The organism is Pseudomonas sp. B6001 (genome assembly GCF_013386015.1).
In the GTDB taxonomy this organism is placed as follows: Bacteria; Pseudomonadota; Gammaproteobacteria; order Pseudomonadales; family Pseudomonadaceae; genus Aquipseudomonas.
Window position 1 is genome coordinate 1 of sequence record NZ_JACAOX010000050.1, and the last position, 15,548, is coordinate 15,548.

11 protein-coding genes are annotated in these 15,548 nt (G+C 59.4%); 2 read left to right on the forward strand and 9 right to left on the reverse strand.

Annotation, left to right across the window (positions count from 1 at the left end; all coding sequences use genetic code 11):
• Positions 1–98: 98 nt before the first annotated feature.
• The 4 genes from HX821_RS30455 to HX821_RS30470 all read right to left on the reverse strand — a co-directional run bounded on the left by HX821_RS30455 (position 99) and on the right by HX821_RS30470 (position 5,424).
• On the reverse strand, positions 99–1,274 hold the full coding sequence (locus HX821_RS30455) for a PepSY domain-containing protein (RefSeq protein ID WP_177037312.1): 1,176 nt from the start codon (positions 1,272–1,274) through the stop codon (positions 99–101).
• Positions 1,275–1,345: 71 nt separating this feature from the next.
• The gene (locus HX821_RS30460) at positions 1,346–3,838 is read right to left on the reverse strand and encodes a TonB-dependent siderophore receptor (protein WP_008433611.1); all 2,493 of its coding nucleotides are present in this window, start codon (positions 3,836–3,838) and stop codon (positions 1,346–1,348) included.
• A gap of 105 nt (positions 3,839–3,943) precedes the next feature.
• Complete coding sequence (locus tag HX821_RS30465; RefSeq protein ID WP_177037314.1) at positions 3,944–4,927, reverse strand: FecR domain-containing protein; 984 nt, start codon at positions 4,925–4,927, stop codon at positions 3,944–3,946.
• The gene (locus HX821_RS30470) at positions 4,924–5,424 is read right to left on the reverse strand and encodes a sigma-70 family RNA polymerase sigma factor (RefSeq protein WP_008433614.1); all 501 of its coding nucleotides are present in this window, start codon (positions 5,422–5,424) and stop codon (positions 4,924–4,926) included. The genes HX821_RS30465 and HX821_RS30470 overlap by 4 nt, the downstream gene beginning before the upstream one ends.
• Before the next feature lie 279 nt (positions 5,425–5,703).
• Between HX821_RS30470 and HX821_RS30475 the strand changes: the two genes are divergently transcribed.
• The gene (locus HX821_RS30475; RefSeq protein WP_177037316.1) at positions 5,704–7,584 is read left to right on the forward strand and encodes a methyl-accepting chemotaxis protein; all 1,881 of its coding nucleotides are present in this window, start codon (positions 5,704–5,706) and stop codon (positions 7,582–7,584) included.
• A gap of 42 nt (positions 7,585–7,626) precedes the next feature.
• Here HX821_RS30475 and HX821_RS30480 read toward each other — a convergent pair whose 3' ends face one another.
• The 5 genes from HX821_RS30480 to HX821_RS30500 all read right to left on the reverse strand — a co-directional run bounded on the left by HX821_RS30480 (position 7,627) and on the right by HX821_RS30500 (position 14,355).
• Positions 7,627–8,076 carry an SRPBCC family protein gene (locus HX821_RS30480; RefSeq protein ID WP_177037318.1) on the reverse strand — a complete coding sequence of 150 codons (450 nt, stop codon included), beginning with the start codon at positions 8,074–8,076 and terminating at the stop codon, positions 7,627–7,629.
• Positions 8,077–8,103: 27 nt separating this feature from the next.
• On the reverse strand, positions 8,104–11,487 hold the full coding sequence (locus HX821_RS30485) for an amino acid adenylation domain-containing protein (RefSeq protein WP_177037320.1): 3,384 nt from the start codon (positions 11,485–11,487) through the stop codon (positions 8,104–8,106).
• Positions 11,484–12,431 carry a diiron oxygenase gene (locus HX821_RS30490; RefSeq protein WP_177037321.1) on the reverse strand — a complete coding sequence of 316 codons (948 nt, stop codon included), beginning with the start codon at positions 12,429–12,431 and terminating at the stop codon, positions 11,484–11,486. The genes HX821_RS30485 and HX821_RS30490 overlap by 4 nt, the downstream gene beginning before the upstream one ends.
• A complete protein-coding gene (locus tag HX821_RS30495; RefSeq protein ID WP_177037323.1) occupies positions 12,428–13,192 on the reverse strand; it encodes a DUF3050 domain-containing protein in 765 nt (254 codons plus the stop codon). Before HX821_RS30495 ends, HX821_RS30490 begins: the two co-directional genes overlap by 4 nt.
• A 452-nt stretch (positions 13,193–13,644) precedes the next feature.
• On the reverse strand, positions 13,645–14,355 hold the full coding sequence (locus HX821_RS30500) for a GntR family transcriptional regulator (protein ID WP_134325512.1): 711 nt from the start codon (positions 14,353–14,355) through the stop codon (positions 13,645–13,647).
• A gap of 298 nt (positions 14,356–14,653) precedes the next feature.
• Between HX821_RS30500 and HX821_RS30505 the strand changes: the two genes are divergently transcribed.
• Positions 14,654–15,547, forward strand: coding sequence for a TauD/TfdA family dioxygenase (locus tag HX821_RS30505; RefSeq protein ID WP_177037324.1), 894 nt, complete (start codon positions 14,654–14,656; stop codon positions 15,545–15,547).
• The last annotated feature ends 1 nt before the right edge of the window (position 15,548 follow it).

Here is a 15,548-nt window from a genome sequence, read left to right on the forward strand (position 1 = left end):
AGAGTAGGTCATCGTCAAGATTGAATTCCGAAACCCCTGTCTGCTAGCGCAGACAGGGGTTTTGTCGTTTAAGGGCTGGGCAAACAACTAGAACCGGCTCACCCTTTGCGTGCCTTACTGCTTCGCCTGGCCATTAACTTGCGCCACCATATATAGATCCCGGTAGCAGACAACATCGCGATCACAGCTCCCAGCAGCGCAATCAGCACCTGACCCGCCACCCCGATGATCCTGCCCCCATGGATCGGCAGTTGCAGCCGATAAAAGCGCTCTCCCAACGTACCTTGCCCTGCTATTTCCTGCCCCAGTAAACGCCCATCCGTCCCGTGGAAAAACATCCAGGATTTCCCATGGGCCTCGGTATCATGTTGTCCAAAACCCGCCCCATAAAAGTTGTACTCAAAGCTGTAGTAAAGCTCTCCAATCGCCGCCGTCAGTCCCAGCCGCGTGCCTTCCTCCAGCGCCCGCTCATAGGCCTGTTGATAACTCAGTTGTGTCACGCCCAATTGCTCGGCGGGTAACCCGCCACGGGCCTCATAGACGCTAGGCTCAACCGGTGAGAACAGCGAGACAGCAGGCTTGAACACCTGGCTCGGCAAATTCATCGCGACGCTGCTGACTGCAATCGGCAGCAACAACAGCCAAAGCCATAACCCGCCTGCACGATGCAGGTCGAAGTTCAGCCGGTAAGCGTGGCCGCCCTTGATCTTCCACGCCTTGGACCACTTCTTCCAGAACGGTTTACCTCTCGGCAGGGTCAGCCACAGCGCGATAAAACAATCGAACACCCATGCTATCGCCACCAGTCCCATCAGCCACAAACCCCAATTACCCGGCAGTGTCAGGTTGTAGTGAAATTCCAGAATGAACGGAATGAAGTTCTCGCGCTGAAAGCAGCAAGCCCCCCAAACACGCCGGCCCATTTCTTCGCCGCTGACCGGATCCAGGTAAAAGACCTGGTTGGGCTCCTCAAAGGGTTTGCCCGTCGCCGGATCGTTTCTCGCAACTGCCGCCAGCATCGCGGTATGACCGGCCTCTTGTGGATACTCCATGTACCAGACTTGCAGTTTGGGATGCTGCCCCTGCAACGTGTCCACCAGTTCACCTGGCGGCAATGCCGAACCTTTGGCCGTTGCTCCATAAAAGCCGGGATTGAGCCATTCATCCAACTCATGGTTAAACGCCAGAAGGCTGCCCGTGAGTCCCGCCATCATCAGAAACAACGCCGTTGCCAACCCGATGTAGCGATGAAGTAAAACCAGCAATGCGCGCATAAAAATTTCCTGCAAAGACGACAAAGCCAGCGCCTGGAATCAGGAACTGGCTTTGTATGAATCGAGAGGGATCAGAACTGGTAGCTCACCGTCGCACTGACGTTGCGCTCTTCACCCAGGTAGCAGAAGTTCAAACTGGCACACGACGCCACGTACGACTCGTTCGTCAGGTTGTTGGCATTCAGGCGTACATCCACACCCTTCAGTCCAACCTTGCCAAGGTCATAACCCATCGAGGCATCAAACAGCGTGTAGGCGGGCACCTTCATGGTGTTCTCCGCATCTGCCCAGCTGTAGCCGACATAACGAACACCGCCACCGAGTCGCAGGCCATCCAGTGCGCCGCTATCGAACTTGTAGTCTGCCCATACCGACGCCATATGACGCGGCGCCTGCGTCGGCGAGTTCCCCTTGTTCTCGATCACGTTGTCTGCGGTACTCAGCGTGCTGACCATCGACTTCGAATACTCGATATCGGTGAAGGTATAGCTGCCCAACAATTTGAGATGGTCGGTCAACTGCATATGCGCCTCCAGCTCCAGGCCCTGGGAGCGCACAGCGCCGACCGCGCGATAGAAGTTTTCCTGCGGCAGTTTGGTCGCCAGGTTTTCCTGGTCGATGCGGAACAGCGAGGCCGTGAACAAATTGTCGGTACCCGGCGGCTGATACTTCAAGCCGACTTCCCACTGGGTGCCGTCGGTAGGTGCAAGGGGATTGCCGGCACTATCCGAATAGGAGTTCGGGTTGAAGGATTCGGAATAGCTGACGTAGGGCGCGAGACCGTTATCAAACAAGTAGAGCGCTCCGGCCCGGCCGGTCAGTTTGGTACGTTTATCACTGATCTCTGTGCCCAGCGGTCGTCCCGCTTCGGCAATGCGATTTTCATCGGAGGTCTCAACCCAGTCCTGACGCAGCCCGAGGGAGAACCGCCACTTGTCCATCTCAATCAGGTCTTGCAGGTAAACGCCGGTCTGCTCGAGCCGGCGCAGATAACTGGTTGGGCTGTAATAGCTGATCTCGGAATTGCCATACACCGGGTTGAACGCATTGATTGGCGCAAGAGAGCCGCTGCTCCAGTCCACGACGGTTTTGCGCCGCTGATAGTCCGCCCCCATCAACACCGTATGCTTGGTCGCGCCGGTAAAAAATTCAGCCTGCAGCATGTTGTCGATGATGAACGCATGCAGCTTTTCGTCACCGCCTGAGTAGTAGCGATTCAGCTCATTACTGGTGGGCGTGGTCCAGCCATAGGCATACACCTGGTCCAGCCGGACCTTGGAGTCCAGATACCGAAAGTTCTGCCGCGCCGTGAAAACATCATTGAAGCGATGCTCGAACTGATAGCCGAACGACTGTTGATCACGCTTGTACCCATCAATGCCCGGTTCGCCTTCGAAGAAGTGATTGGAGATCCGCTGGCCGTTGCGCTGATGCAGCGCGCCATCTGCCGGCATGCCTCCGTGGTAGCCACCGTCGGGGTCATGCTGCAGGTAAGCCTGGAGTGTGAGGGACGTGTCATCGGTAAAGTCGATGCTCAAGGTGGGTGCCAGCGCGTAGCGTTTTTCCTTGGCATGGTCGAATTGCGTGTCGGACTTGTCTGCAAGCCCGGTCAGTCGGTAAGCAATGCGCTTGTCGTCATCCACCGGGCCGCTGAAGTCGAAACCCATGCCTCGCTGCCCTTGGGAACCTATCGTGGCCTGGACCTGATGGTATGGCTCAAACAATGGCTTCTTGCTGGTCAACGCCACCAGCCCACCCGGCGAGCTGCGCCCGTAGAGCACCGATGACGGTCCTTTGAGGATATCTACGCGCTCGAGGAAATACGGGTCCACCTGCATGGTGCTGTAGGTTCCGCTGTCACCCATGGATTTCAAACCGTCCAGGTAGATGTTATCCACCGAACCGTCGTTGAAACCACGCATCGCCACATAGTCATAGCGGTGAGTGGCGCCATAAGGGTTGGTCAGCACGCCAGGGGTGTAACGCATGGCCTGGGCAACGGTTTGCGAGCCTTGGTCGTCCATCTGCTCGCGGGTCACCACTGAAACCGTCTGAGACGTTTCCAGCAGCGCGGTACTGGTCTTGGTGGCGATCTGGCTGTGGGTCGCGTTGTAGCCTTCCATGCTGCCCAGGGCATTACCCAGGGCGAAGCCTTTGATGTCGGTGGTCGGCAAGGTCAGCGCCTCGCTCTCGGGCTGGACCTGCAACACGAAACTCACGTCGTCCTGGGCCTGCGCCTGCAAGCCTGAGCCGTTGAGCAATTGGCTCAGGCCCTGTTCGGCCGAGTACTCCCCGTGCAGCCCGGGAGACTGTCGGCCCTGAGTCTGCGCAGGCGTGCTGGAAAGGGTGATGCCTGCCTGACGGGCAAACTGATTGAGCACATCGCTCAGCGCGCCTGCCGGGATGTCATAGCGCTGGCTGATACGTTCGACCCCGCTATCAGCCGCGACACCGGCCACTGGCAGCAAGCCGATGCCCATCGTGGTCGACAGCAATGCTGCGCGTACGGCTTTGCCGAGCAAAGGGTAGGAAGAGGGAGAGTTGCTGAAAAAACGCACAGTCATTATCGAGATCCGTAGAGGTCGCTGAAGGCAGATTGAATTGCTTACTGTCTAAGCCGGACTCACGGAAAAAAGCCGCCAAAAATAAATCAGGCACGCCAAAAATAATCAGGCCTGATGCTCCAGGCTCACCCACCAGCGGGTGCGATAGCGCAGGCGCACAGGCAGCGTCTGCGGAAGGATCGCCAATAGTTTCTCGGTGTCCTCCAGGCGAAAAACACCAGACAAGCGCAAATCTGCGATATCGCTCGAGCAGCCCAGATAACCATGGCGATAGCGCCCCACCTCCGCCAGGAAGTCGGCAAGACGCATGTTGCGGGTGACGATCAATCCGTCGGCCCAGGCCCCTGTATCCATATCCGAAGGCGGTGCCAGAGCGGCCGCATTCTGACGCACCAGGTAGCTTTCTCCTGCATGCACTTGAGTAAAAAGCCCGTCGGCGGTATGCGGTGAATGAATCGCCACGTTGCCTGACGCGACGCTCAGGCGTGTGCAATCGCTGTCCTGGCGCACCACAAATCGCCCGTCTATTCCTTCGAACAAACCATGGCGGGTGCGAACCAGCAGGGGGGCGGTCGCCGCGGCGCCGCAGGTCACCAGGATTTCCCCGCGCACCAATGTGATCAAGCGTTGTTGCGGGTTGAAGTCGAGGTCCACTGCGCTATCGGTATTGAGCTGCAGGCGCGTGCCATCCGGTAGTTGCACGCTACGGCGTTCGCCAGTGGTGGTAGCCAGGTCAGAGGTCCAACGCTGCCAGCCGGTGAGGTCTCGGCTGACCCAGGCCGCCGAACCCATCAACAGCACGCCGGACAATACCTTCAATGCCTGCCGGCGCCCAAGGCGCTGGGCACTGTTCTCCAGCGCCACATGGGCCCCGGGAATCGCCGCCAACTGGCTGCTTAATTCATGCTGCAGTGCCTGCACGCGTTGCCAGGCCAACTCGTGTTCATGATGAGCCTCGCGCCAGTGCTCGCACTGCGCCTTCAGGCGGACATTGGCGCGATTGTTACGCAGGCGCAGCATCCAACTGATGGCCTGCTTGACCACCTGCGGGTCGATTCCTGCGCGCGCGGTGTTATCCATCGAGGTCATGCCTCATACCGCAGCACATAACAGTGATAAAGCGCCTCGGCGACATAGCGTTCCACCGAACGCAGTGATACACCCATCTGCTGCGCAATCTGCTTGTAAGTCAGGCCGTCGCATTGAGCCAGTAGAAACGCCTTGCGTACCTTGGGCTTGAGTCCGTCCAGAAGCCGGGCGATGGACTCCAGCAATTCCAGAATCAACGCACGTTCTTCAGCACTCGGCGCCAAGGCTTCGGGCAAATGCGCGATGGACTCCAGGTAGGCGCGCTCGATTTCTTCGCGACGCCAATGATCGATCACCAGGCCCCGCGCGATAGTGCGCAGGAAAGCGCGAGGGGCCTTGAGTTCGAAACGTTCGGTTTTTTGCAGCAGCCGCACGAACGTGTCCTGGGCCAGGTCCGCCGCATCCGCTGCGTTACCCAGACGGCTGCGCAGCCAAGTGTTCAGCCAGCCATGATGGTTGCTGTAAAGCGTCTGTACTGCGTACTCGGATGAGGGCATTCACACGGCCTGGCAAAGCGTCACAAATGATAATTAGTCGCATTGTCGACAAGCCTGAAAAATTTTGCAACTCCTGACGTTAGAGCGCTACCACTGGTCGGTTTCTGACATTAAAAGCAGATGCTTCTCACAAATTCCTAAGATTTATCCTGCCTTGGCCGAAAGCCTGACGAGCCATGCGTGCACCGAAATAGAGCAGTCGCAGAGTCTGCCTATACCGTTACATGGAATGTTGCATCCGGCACGCTCACCCCCTTTTGGCAAAAAGAAGTCAATGAAATGAATCTCAAGTTCAGTCATAAAATTCTGTTGGCCGCGTCAGGCGTAGTGGTTCTGGCCTTCGCGTTATTCACGTTCTACAACGACTACTTGCAGCGCAATACCATCCGGCAAAACCTGGAGTCGTCCATTCAGCAATCCGGTGAACTCACCGCCAGCAGCGTGCAGAACTGGCTCAGCGGGCGGGTGCTGGTACTGGAAAGCCTCGCGCAAAACGTGGCCCATCAAGGCAGCTCTGCCGATCTTCCGGGGTTGGTCGACCAGTCGGCATTTACCTCCAACTTCCAGTTCACCTACGTCGGTTCCACCAACGGCGTGTTCACCCAGCGTCCCGACGCCAAAATGCCCGATGGCTACGATCCGCGTCAGCGTCCCTGGTACAAGCAAGCTGTCGCAGCCGACAATACCATGCTCACACCGCCCTACATGGCTGCGGTAGGCGGGCTGATCGTGACCATCGCGATGCCGGTGAAAAAGAATGGCGAACTGCTTGGCGTGGTCGGCGGTGACCTGAGCCTGCAAACCCTGGTGAAGATCATCAACTCGGTGGATTTCGGCGGCATCGGCCATGCATTCCTGGTCAGCGGTGATGGTCAGGTGATTGTCAGCCCGGACCAGGACCAGGTGATGAAGAACCTCAAGGACATCTATCCCGGCACCAACGTGCGCATCGAGAAGCTCAGCCAGGAAGTGGTCTTGAATGGCCAGGAACGGATTTTGTCCTTCACCCCGATCAGCGGGTTGCCGAATGCCGACTGGTACATCGGCCTGTCGATCGACAAAGACAAAGCCTACGCACCGCTGGGTAAGTTCCGTACCTCGGCATTGATCGCCATGTTCATTGCGGTTGCCGCCATTGCCGTGTTCCTGAGCGTCCTGATCCAGGTCTTGATGCGCCCGCTGACCACCATGGGCCGCGCCATGCAGGACATCGCCCAGGGCGAGGGTGACCTGACCCGCCGCCTGACAGTGGAAAGCAAGGACGAGTTCGGTGATTTGGGCAGTGCCTTCAACCAATTCGTCGAGCGTATTCACGCGTCGATTTCCGAAGTTTCCTCGGCGACGCGCCAGGTGCACGACCTGTCCCAGCGAGTAATGGCCTCGTCCAACGCGTCGATCATCGGTTCTGACGAACAAAGCGCGCGCACCAACAGCGTGGCCGCAGCGATCAACGAACTGGGGGCCGCCACGCAGGAAATCGCGCGCAACGCCGCTGATGCTTCGCAACACGCCAGTGGTGCCAGTGAGCAGGCCGATGATGGGCGCAAGGTGGTCGAGAAAACCATCCTGGCGATGTCGGAGCTTTCGCAAAAAATCAGCCTGTCCTGCACGCAGATTGAAACCCTGAACGCCAGCACCGACAACATCGGCCACATCCTGGACGTGATCAAAGGCATCTCCCAGCAAACCAACCTGTTGGCCCTCAACGCCGCGATTGAAGCGGCACGTGCCGGTGAGGCCGGGCGTGGGTTTGCCGTTGTGGCGGATGAAGTACGCAACCTGGCGCACCGCACCCAGGAGTCGGCAGAAGAGATCCACAAAATGATCACCTCGCTGCAGATTGGCTCGCGTGAGGCCGTGACCACGATGAACGCCAGCCAGACCTCCAGCGAAGAAAGCGTCGAGGTCGCCAACCAGGCCGGTGAACGCCTGGTCAGCGTGACGCAGCGGATCGTCGAGATCGACGGGATGAACCAGTCGGTAGCGGCCGCCACCGAGGAACAGACCGCCGTGGTGGAAACTCTCAACGTCGACATCAACCAGATCAACCTGCTGAACCAGCAGGGCGTGGCCAACCTCAACGAAACCTTGAAGGATTGCGACGCCTTGTCTCAACAGGCCAACCGGCTGAAGCAGTTGGTCGACAGTTTCAAAATCTGATCGATGAACACACAGGAGCGAGCCTGCTCGCTCCTGTCTCCTTTAGCCAAACATCGCTCGCACATTCGCCAGCGCACCGTCGGCGAATGCCTGCACAAACGGCTCAAATCCCTCCACGCCAGGTTCAACCGGCTCGGCGATGATCGTCCAGGTCACCCGTGAGGATCCTGCTCCCAACGGTTCGACATCCATGGCGGCCCACAACCGTGCTACGCCCAAGGTGTTGTAGATCGTGGTCCAGGTCATGCGCATGGCCTGCTCGTCGCGGCTGTTGAGTTGCTCCACCACCAGGTGTCCATCGTGGAAGAACTTCTTGCGCAGCGATCCCGCGCCCGCACCAGTGATTTCGATGTGGGACAAGGCGGGGATGAATCGATCAAATCCGCCAAAGTCACCGACCACCGCCCACGCACCGGCGGCATCACAGGCAACCACAACTGAGGACACCACAGGTTTGGCGCAAGGGTTGCGAATCAACGTATCGGGTTTCATAAGGTCTTCCTTCAATTGAGAGCCTGGTCACAGGAAACCGGTGCTGCGCAGGTACTCGCAGCCCTTGCGTAACAGCGCCGGATTTTTTTCGGGGTAGCGTCCGCCCATCTGCTCGACGCCGCGTCGTGCGTTGTCATGGCGGATCATCGAGGTATCGCCGATGTCCTCGCCCACCCCGTTGAGGTAGAAGCCCAGTACGCCGAACAGCGCATTGCGGCTGTCCACTGTGTGCAGGTGACGTTGCCAGTGAGCCACGCTCACCAGCTCGAATGCGTGGCCTGCCTGGCGAAAGGCGTCGACGTAGGTTTCCCAGCTCAGGGGCTGCGGGTTATGCAGGTTGAACACCGTCCCTCCAGCACGGCAGCGGCTGCTGTGGAACGCAATAAACCGGGCGAGAAAGTCCACCGGCATCAGGTCGAAATTCAACTCAAGGTGCGGCACCAGGCCCAGTTGGAGTGAACCTTTGAGCATCAACATCAGGCGATTCTTCTGTGGCTCGCAGACTCCGCTGCGGCTGTTGAAGCTGATGTTCCCCGGGCGATGGATATTGACCCAGGCACCTTGCGCTGCGGCGCGTCCCAGCAAGCGTTCGGCAACCCATTTGGACAGGTTGTAGCCATTCTGGATGTAGAGCGGCGGGGTGGCCGCGGCGGGGTTTTCGAGTACCTGGCCATGTGCGTCGATAGTGCTGGCGGCCGACAGCGTCGAGATAAAATTGAAGACCTTCTTGCACCGGGTTTCACACAGGCGCAGGCATTCCAGCACCGGTTCGACGTTGTCCTTGGCCAGGGTGGCGTAATCCATCACATGATTGACGTGGGCGGCGTTGTGCACCAACACGCCGAACTCCCCGGCGAGGTAGTCATACACCTCACTCGACAGGCCAAGACGCGGCTGGCTGATGTCGGCGGCATACACCTGCACCCGGCTCAGGTCCAGGTGTTCCAGACGGTACTCTCGCAGGGCCTCGGCAAACCTCGCGGTCGCCGAATGTCCGGGCCGTTCGCGCACCAGGCACGCCACTTCAAGTGCACCCTCGGCCAACAGTGCCTCGACGATATGCACCCCGAGAAAACTGTTGGCCCCGGTCACGATCACCCGGCGACGTTCGCCCGCCTGTTCAGCCGGCAATGTCTGCACATGCAGCTCACGCAGCGCATCCCGGGTAGCCTGGCCGGTCGGTGCTTCGGGTGGTGCGTCGTCCCCCATCAGCGTAGCGAGGGTACGAACCGTGGGGGTTTCAAAAAACCGGCTGAGGGAGAGGCTGCGCCCGAACTGCTCGCGGATACGCAGCAGCATCGTCGACAGCAGGATGGAATGGCCGCCAAGATTGAAGAAGCTCTCGTCGGCCGACAGCTGCGTGACCGGCATGCCCAGCAACTCGCTCCACAGGTTGAGCAACTGCACTTGCATGGGCGTGTGCGGTTCGCCGTGAATGATGGCCGGCAGCGTTGGAGTCGGTAACGCCAGCAATGCCTGGCGGTCGACCTTTCCGTTGGGGGTGCACGGCATGCTCGCAAGTTCCGTGCACAGGGTTGGCCGCAAATAGTCCGGCAGTGTTTGCCGGGCATGCTGCGTCAGTGCAGGCAGGGCGTCTTGTGTTTCGGGCTGAGCAACAAAAGCCAGGATTCGCCGCTCACGGTCAATCACCACCGCCACTTGGCGAAACAGCTGACTGCTGCGCAGGCAATGTTCGATCTCTTGCGGTTCGACCCGGAACCCACGGATCTTCACCTGCTGATCCCGGCGCCCGACCAACTCGATGCCGGCAGCGGTCCACTTCGCCAGGTCGCCTGTGCGGTAGGCCCGCAAGGTCTGGCCGTCGGGCAACTCCAGGGGGACGAAATGCTCGGCGGTCTGACGCGGCTGGTTGAGGTAACCCAGGCTGACGCCGGGACCGGCGATGTACAGTTCGCCCAACACCTGCTCATCCACCGGTTGCAGGTGCTCGTCGAGGATCAGTACCTGGCTGTTGGCGATGGGCGTGCCGAGGTTGCGATTGCTGTCGCCCGGCTGCAATGTGTGGCTGGTCACCAGCACGGTGGCTTCGGTGGGCCCGTAGAAATTGTGCAGGCGACACTGGCCTGCCAACTGCTCGATGACATAGGGCTCGCACACGTCGCCTCCGGTCATCAGGTGCGCCAGGCCCAGGGGTTGATCCAGCGGCAGGATGCTCAGCAGCGCCGGCGGCAGGAAGGCGTGGGTGACGCGCTGTTGTCGGATCAACTCCACCAGTTGCTGCGGGTCGCGTCGCTGGTCCTCACTGGGCACGATCAGCTCGGCGCCCGCGATCAGGCTCGGGAAGATATCGATCAGGGACGAGTCAAAACTCAAGGGCGAAAACTGCAAGACCCGGCTGTGTTCGCTCAGCTGCACATGACCCCCGAACCAGGCGCTGAAATGGGCCAGGTTGTGCTGGCTGAGCAGCACGCCCTTGGGGTGGCCGGTAGTGCCCGAGGTGTGGAGCACCATGCAAGGGTCGTCCATGGCGGGGCGCTGGCGCATTGGCAGCGAGGTGTCGGGAGTGTCGACGGCACTCACATCCAATGCACAGAACCCGTCCCGCAGTGGATGCTTGCCATCATCCAGCAGCACCGAGACGCCGGCGTTTTCCAGCATCGCTTGCTGGCGTTGCAGCGGGTGGCCCGGCTCCAGGGGCAGGTACACCGCACCGCAGGCGAGTACCGCGAGAATGCTGGCGTACAGCTCCAGGGATTTGTCCAGGCAGACGCCGATTACCGGCGGTGTGTCGTGGGGCCCAAGCAGAGGTCGCAGACGGTGCTGGATAGCCAGGCTCTGGCGATGCAACTGTCGGTAAGTCAGCCCGCTGCCGGCAATGTTCAACGCCAGCCGGTCGGCGAAGGTTTGCAGACTGTTTTCCAATCGTTCGATCAGGGGTACCTGGGCTTGCTGCTGCAGAACCAAATCGGCCGTCAGGTTAAAACGATGCAGGTACGCCAGGGATGCGAGCGCTTGCAGGCCGTGTTCCGGATCATCAGAGGCGACGGCCGCCTGCGAGAAATAGCCCGGGTCCCGGGAGAACCCACTCACCTGTTGGGCTACCCACTCCACCAGGCTGCTTACTGCGTGTTGACGCAGCCGTTGACCATTGCCACAGGCTTCTCCGGCAACCTCCAGGGTTGTCAGGAGTCGCCGTGAGTGGGCGTAACACCTGAGCTGCAGGGCCGGCAATCCACAGCCGGTCAACGCTCCCATACCCACGCGCAGGCTCATCAAGGCTGTGCACGTCACGCCGGGCGGAACCTCCTCGCTACCGTCATCAATCAGCAGGTCTACTAGGTGGGTGACATCCTGTGCTCGCAGCACCCCATGACCGTATTGCGCCAATGTCTCACCCAGTTCATTCAGCGCCGCGCTGAAGCCCGCCAGCCCAATCTTCAGGTGCCTCATGGGTGCCCTCCTGGTGCCGCAAGAAAGGCATCCAGCGCCCCAACCACACTCGGCGTTTGCAGCAGGCCGCTGTGGTTCAGGAAGCCCATGATATTGCCGATCAACGGGTGCTGGCGGGTAATGGGAAAGCCTATCGCCTGCACTTCAGTGCGCAGCGCAGAGCGCGTGCCGTCACTGACATCCAGGTGCTCGATCAAGTGCAGGTCGAAGTTTTTCTGCAGGTCGTGGGTCAGGTAATGCTGGAGAAAAACCGGCAGGATCCGGGCGATACAGTCGCGGTCCGCGGCGTCTGCAGACTGCCAATAAATACGCACCAGGCGCGTCCAGAAAAGCGCGTGGCGGCCCTCGTCAAACAGGTGGTCGGCCATCAACCCACGGATGGACTGCTTGACACTGTCGTCCTTGGAAAACGCTGCCACGTCATGGGTCACGGTGTTCTCGGCGATGGCCACGGCAATCAGTTCCACGGCATCGCGCAGGTGTTCGGGCGCCAGCGCCAGTGCGGCAGGCAAGGCGCGGCTCAGCTCGATTTGCGCGGGTAGTTCAAGGGGTGGGATCCCGGTCATCTCGATGGTCTGTTGCATGAAATCGAGGGCGACGAGGGCGTGGTAATCCTCGTCTACCACCACGGTCATGGCGTCGTAGCGACAGGCAAGCGGGAAGGGCACCGAAAAGCGATTCTTGGCGATGCTGCGGGCGGTCTTGTCGACGATCTCGGTTTCAAAGATCACCACGTCGTTGATGAACTTGTAGAACGTCTGCAGCAAGACAAAATCACGGCACTGCGGGCATTGGTCGATAAAGGTCGCGCTCAGCACCAGGGGCTGTCGGCTCAGGGGGTAGATCAGTTTCTGATCGTTTTCCAGCCGCCGCCGCGGGCGTGTGCGGATGGTCGCGCGGCGCTCCCAGTCGTCGGCAAATGAGCGGTAGTCGGCAGGGTTCATGCGCTCATCTCCGGCAGGCACCTATGCAACCCATCCCATAAGGCCAGGCGGCTTTCCACGGCGCCGAGGGCGCAACTGTCGGCTTGCTGCTCGCGGCTTGGGTCGCCGAGGGTAAGGCGTTGCAGCAATTGCGTTGCCGCCGGTCCATGCTCCTGGGCGTCGATCTCCATGTGGCGCTTGAGGTAGTAGCAGAAGGTGGGCGCCTGGCGATGGAGCACCTCGCACTCCTCCAGGATGCGCTTGAACATCGCCGGGATGACGCTCTCGCGCCCGTGGAGAAAGGCAGCCGCCACGCAGTGCGTCGGGGCGTCCAGGGCAACCTGCAGGGTACTTCTGACGAACCGGGCCACGGACGGGTGGATATCGATTTTTTGCAGGGCCGTTTCTGCATCGTTGCCGTCACGCTGCAGGCTGACGAACCGCTCGATGTTCGCCGTGCTCGCGCCGACTTCACGCATGGCTTCCAGGTACAACTCGAAGTGGCTGCCGTGCCCATGGCCGGGATACGCGTCCGACTCTTCGCCCAATACGATCTCATTGATCAGGCGAGCCGCTTGCGGGTCCGTTGGCGGTAACCAGGGCAGGCGCATACCGGTGAGGTCATGTTGCAGGCGTTTGGTGAGTGTCATGAAGTCCCACACGGCGAATACGTGGTTTTCCATAAAGTACTGCAACTTTGGAAGAGTATTTATTTGTTTGAATATTGGATGGAGATGTAACTTCTGCTTTTTTTGTTTAAGCAGGTGTGAGTGCTGGAACATGTTGATGCCTATAAGTCGTTGTCTCTTCCCTGATAAAAGCGTTGTGCTTTAGCGACAAATAAACATTGGTTTTCACGGATGCGCGGGTGCCTTGATAACAGGCAGCCCTGTACGAGGCTGACACTGTTACTGGCGAGCAGCATGCTGTGACAAAATACCAAGGCTTTATTTAAAGGAACGCCACGCGCAGTGACGCACCGAGCATGGATTCACGCTGTCGATTGGGAGAATTGGAGTGTTGATAATAATCTGATTAAGTATTCAGGTGTTTTTAGTTTTATAAGTTTTTCGAGTTGGAATATTGCGGTAGTTGGATCGCTCTGCGGAGTGTGTGAAGTTTTCTTTGGGCTTAATGGTTTAACGGGATTAATGGTGGTGCACTGGCCTCCGTCGGCCAGCGTCACTTTGCAGCGCTTTGTGGTCGAGGGAGGCGTTTCAGTTCCACGCGGAATTTACAGCGCAGCGTTCTGTTCAGTCTCTTCAAGACTTTTGAGGTAACCCGTAATTACCTCCATGCCGCGGGTAAGGTGGTTACGCAGGGTCAGGATGCTTTCGTCGACCTTCTTTTGCGCAACGAGGTCGAGCAGTTCGCGGTGATCTTCCTGGGACGTCTTGCCCAGGCCCATGGCCTCGAGGTTGAAGCGCAGGAAACGTTCCTCTTCGTTCAAGCCGTGTTCAACCAGCTTGAGCAACCGCTGATTGCCCGCCTTGCCATACAGCGCCATGTGGAACAGGCGGTTGAGGCGGCCGATTTCGGTGTAGTCGCTTTCCCGTTCCAGCGCGTCGATAAAGGCGCCGGCCTGGGCGATGTCATCGGGCGTGAGCAGGGGAATCGACAAGCGCAGCGCTTCGGATTCGAGGAGTATGCGCAGGGCGTAGGTTTCCGCCGAGTGGTCCTCGATCAGTGGCGCCACCACCGCGCCTTTGTGGGTGACCACATGCAGCAGCGATTGGGCTTCCAGTTGACGCAATGCCTCGCGCACCGGCATCCGGCTGACCCCGAACAAGCTGGCCAGCTCCTGTTGACGCATGGCGGTGCCACAGGGCAAGCGGCCATCCAGGATGGCGTTGCGCAATGTTTCTTCAATCACGGAGCGGGCGAGATGGGCGGGGATAGGCCCGCTGATCTGGATGCTGCTCAAAGGGTTCGGCTTCTGCGTCACGACTACGCTATCCTCCTTTTCAAGGTGAGGTGGCTAATTGGATCCAATGCACACTAGAGATTGTCCACAAGCTTGTCAAACGGGCAAGGTTTCGGCTTGTAAGCGACTCAACAGCGTGTTCTTCGGGCCCACAGCTCCCATTTGTCAGGTCTTACAGGCTAAAGGTCCGTCGTGCACATTTTATTCCCGGGAGTCGGGCCAACAGCGGTATTGCTGCATATCGATATTCACTAACGGTATTTAAAATGCGGTTCTTATGACTATAAAGTCACTCTCCTGACTGCACGGGAGTGAACTCATGTCTGCCACCTCTACTGTTCCAACAGCGACCGACACCACACAAACCTTCGAGATCCGTCCATTTCCCGGCAGCGTCGGCGCCGAAATCATAGGCCTGGACCTGGCCCGCCCGGTCAGCGACCGGGACTTCGCACGCATTCACCGCGCGCATCTGGACCATCACGTCGTGGTCTTCCGCGACCAACGTATCACCCCCGAGCAACAGATCGCCTTCAGCCGCCGTTTCGGCGTGCTGCAAATCCATGTGCTCAAACAATTCCTGCTGGCCAACCACCCGGAAATCCTGATCGTCTCCAACATCATCGAAAACGGCCAATCCATCGGCCTGGGAGACGCCGGCAAGTTCTGGCACTCGGACCTCTCCTATAAGGAGCTGCCGAGCCTGGGCTCGATGCTCCATGCCCAGGAGCTGCCGTCCGAGGGTGGCGACACGTTGTTCGCCGACATGCATAAAGCCTGGGACAACCTGCCCGAGCCCTTGCGCAAGGCGGTCGAAGGCCGCAGCGCCGCGCACTCCTACACCGCACGCTACAGCGAAACCAAATTCGAAGGCAATTGGCGCCCGACCCTCACGCCCGAGCAACTCGCTCAAGTGGCGCAAGTGGTACACCCGATTGTGCGCACCCACCCGGAAAACGGCCGCAAGGCGCTGTTCGTCAGCGAGGGCTTCACCACCCGTATCGTCGGCCTGCCTGAGGATGAAAGCCGCGACCTGCTGGCCCAGCTGTACGCCCACAGCGTGCTGCCGGAAAACATCTACCGCCATCAGTGGCAGCCCCACGACATGGTGTTCTGGGACAACCGCTCGCTGATCCACCTGGCGGCCGGCTGCCCCAGCCACCTGCGGCGCAAGTTGTACCGCACCACCATCCAGGGCGACGCGCCTTTCTGAC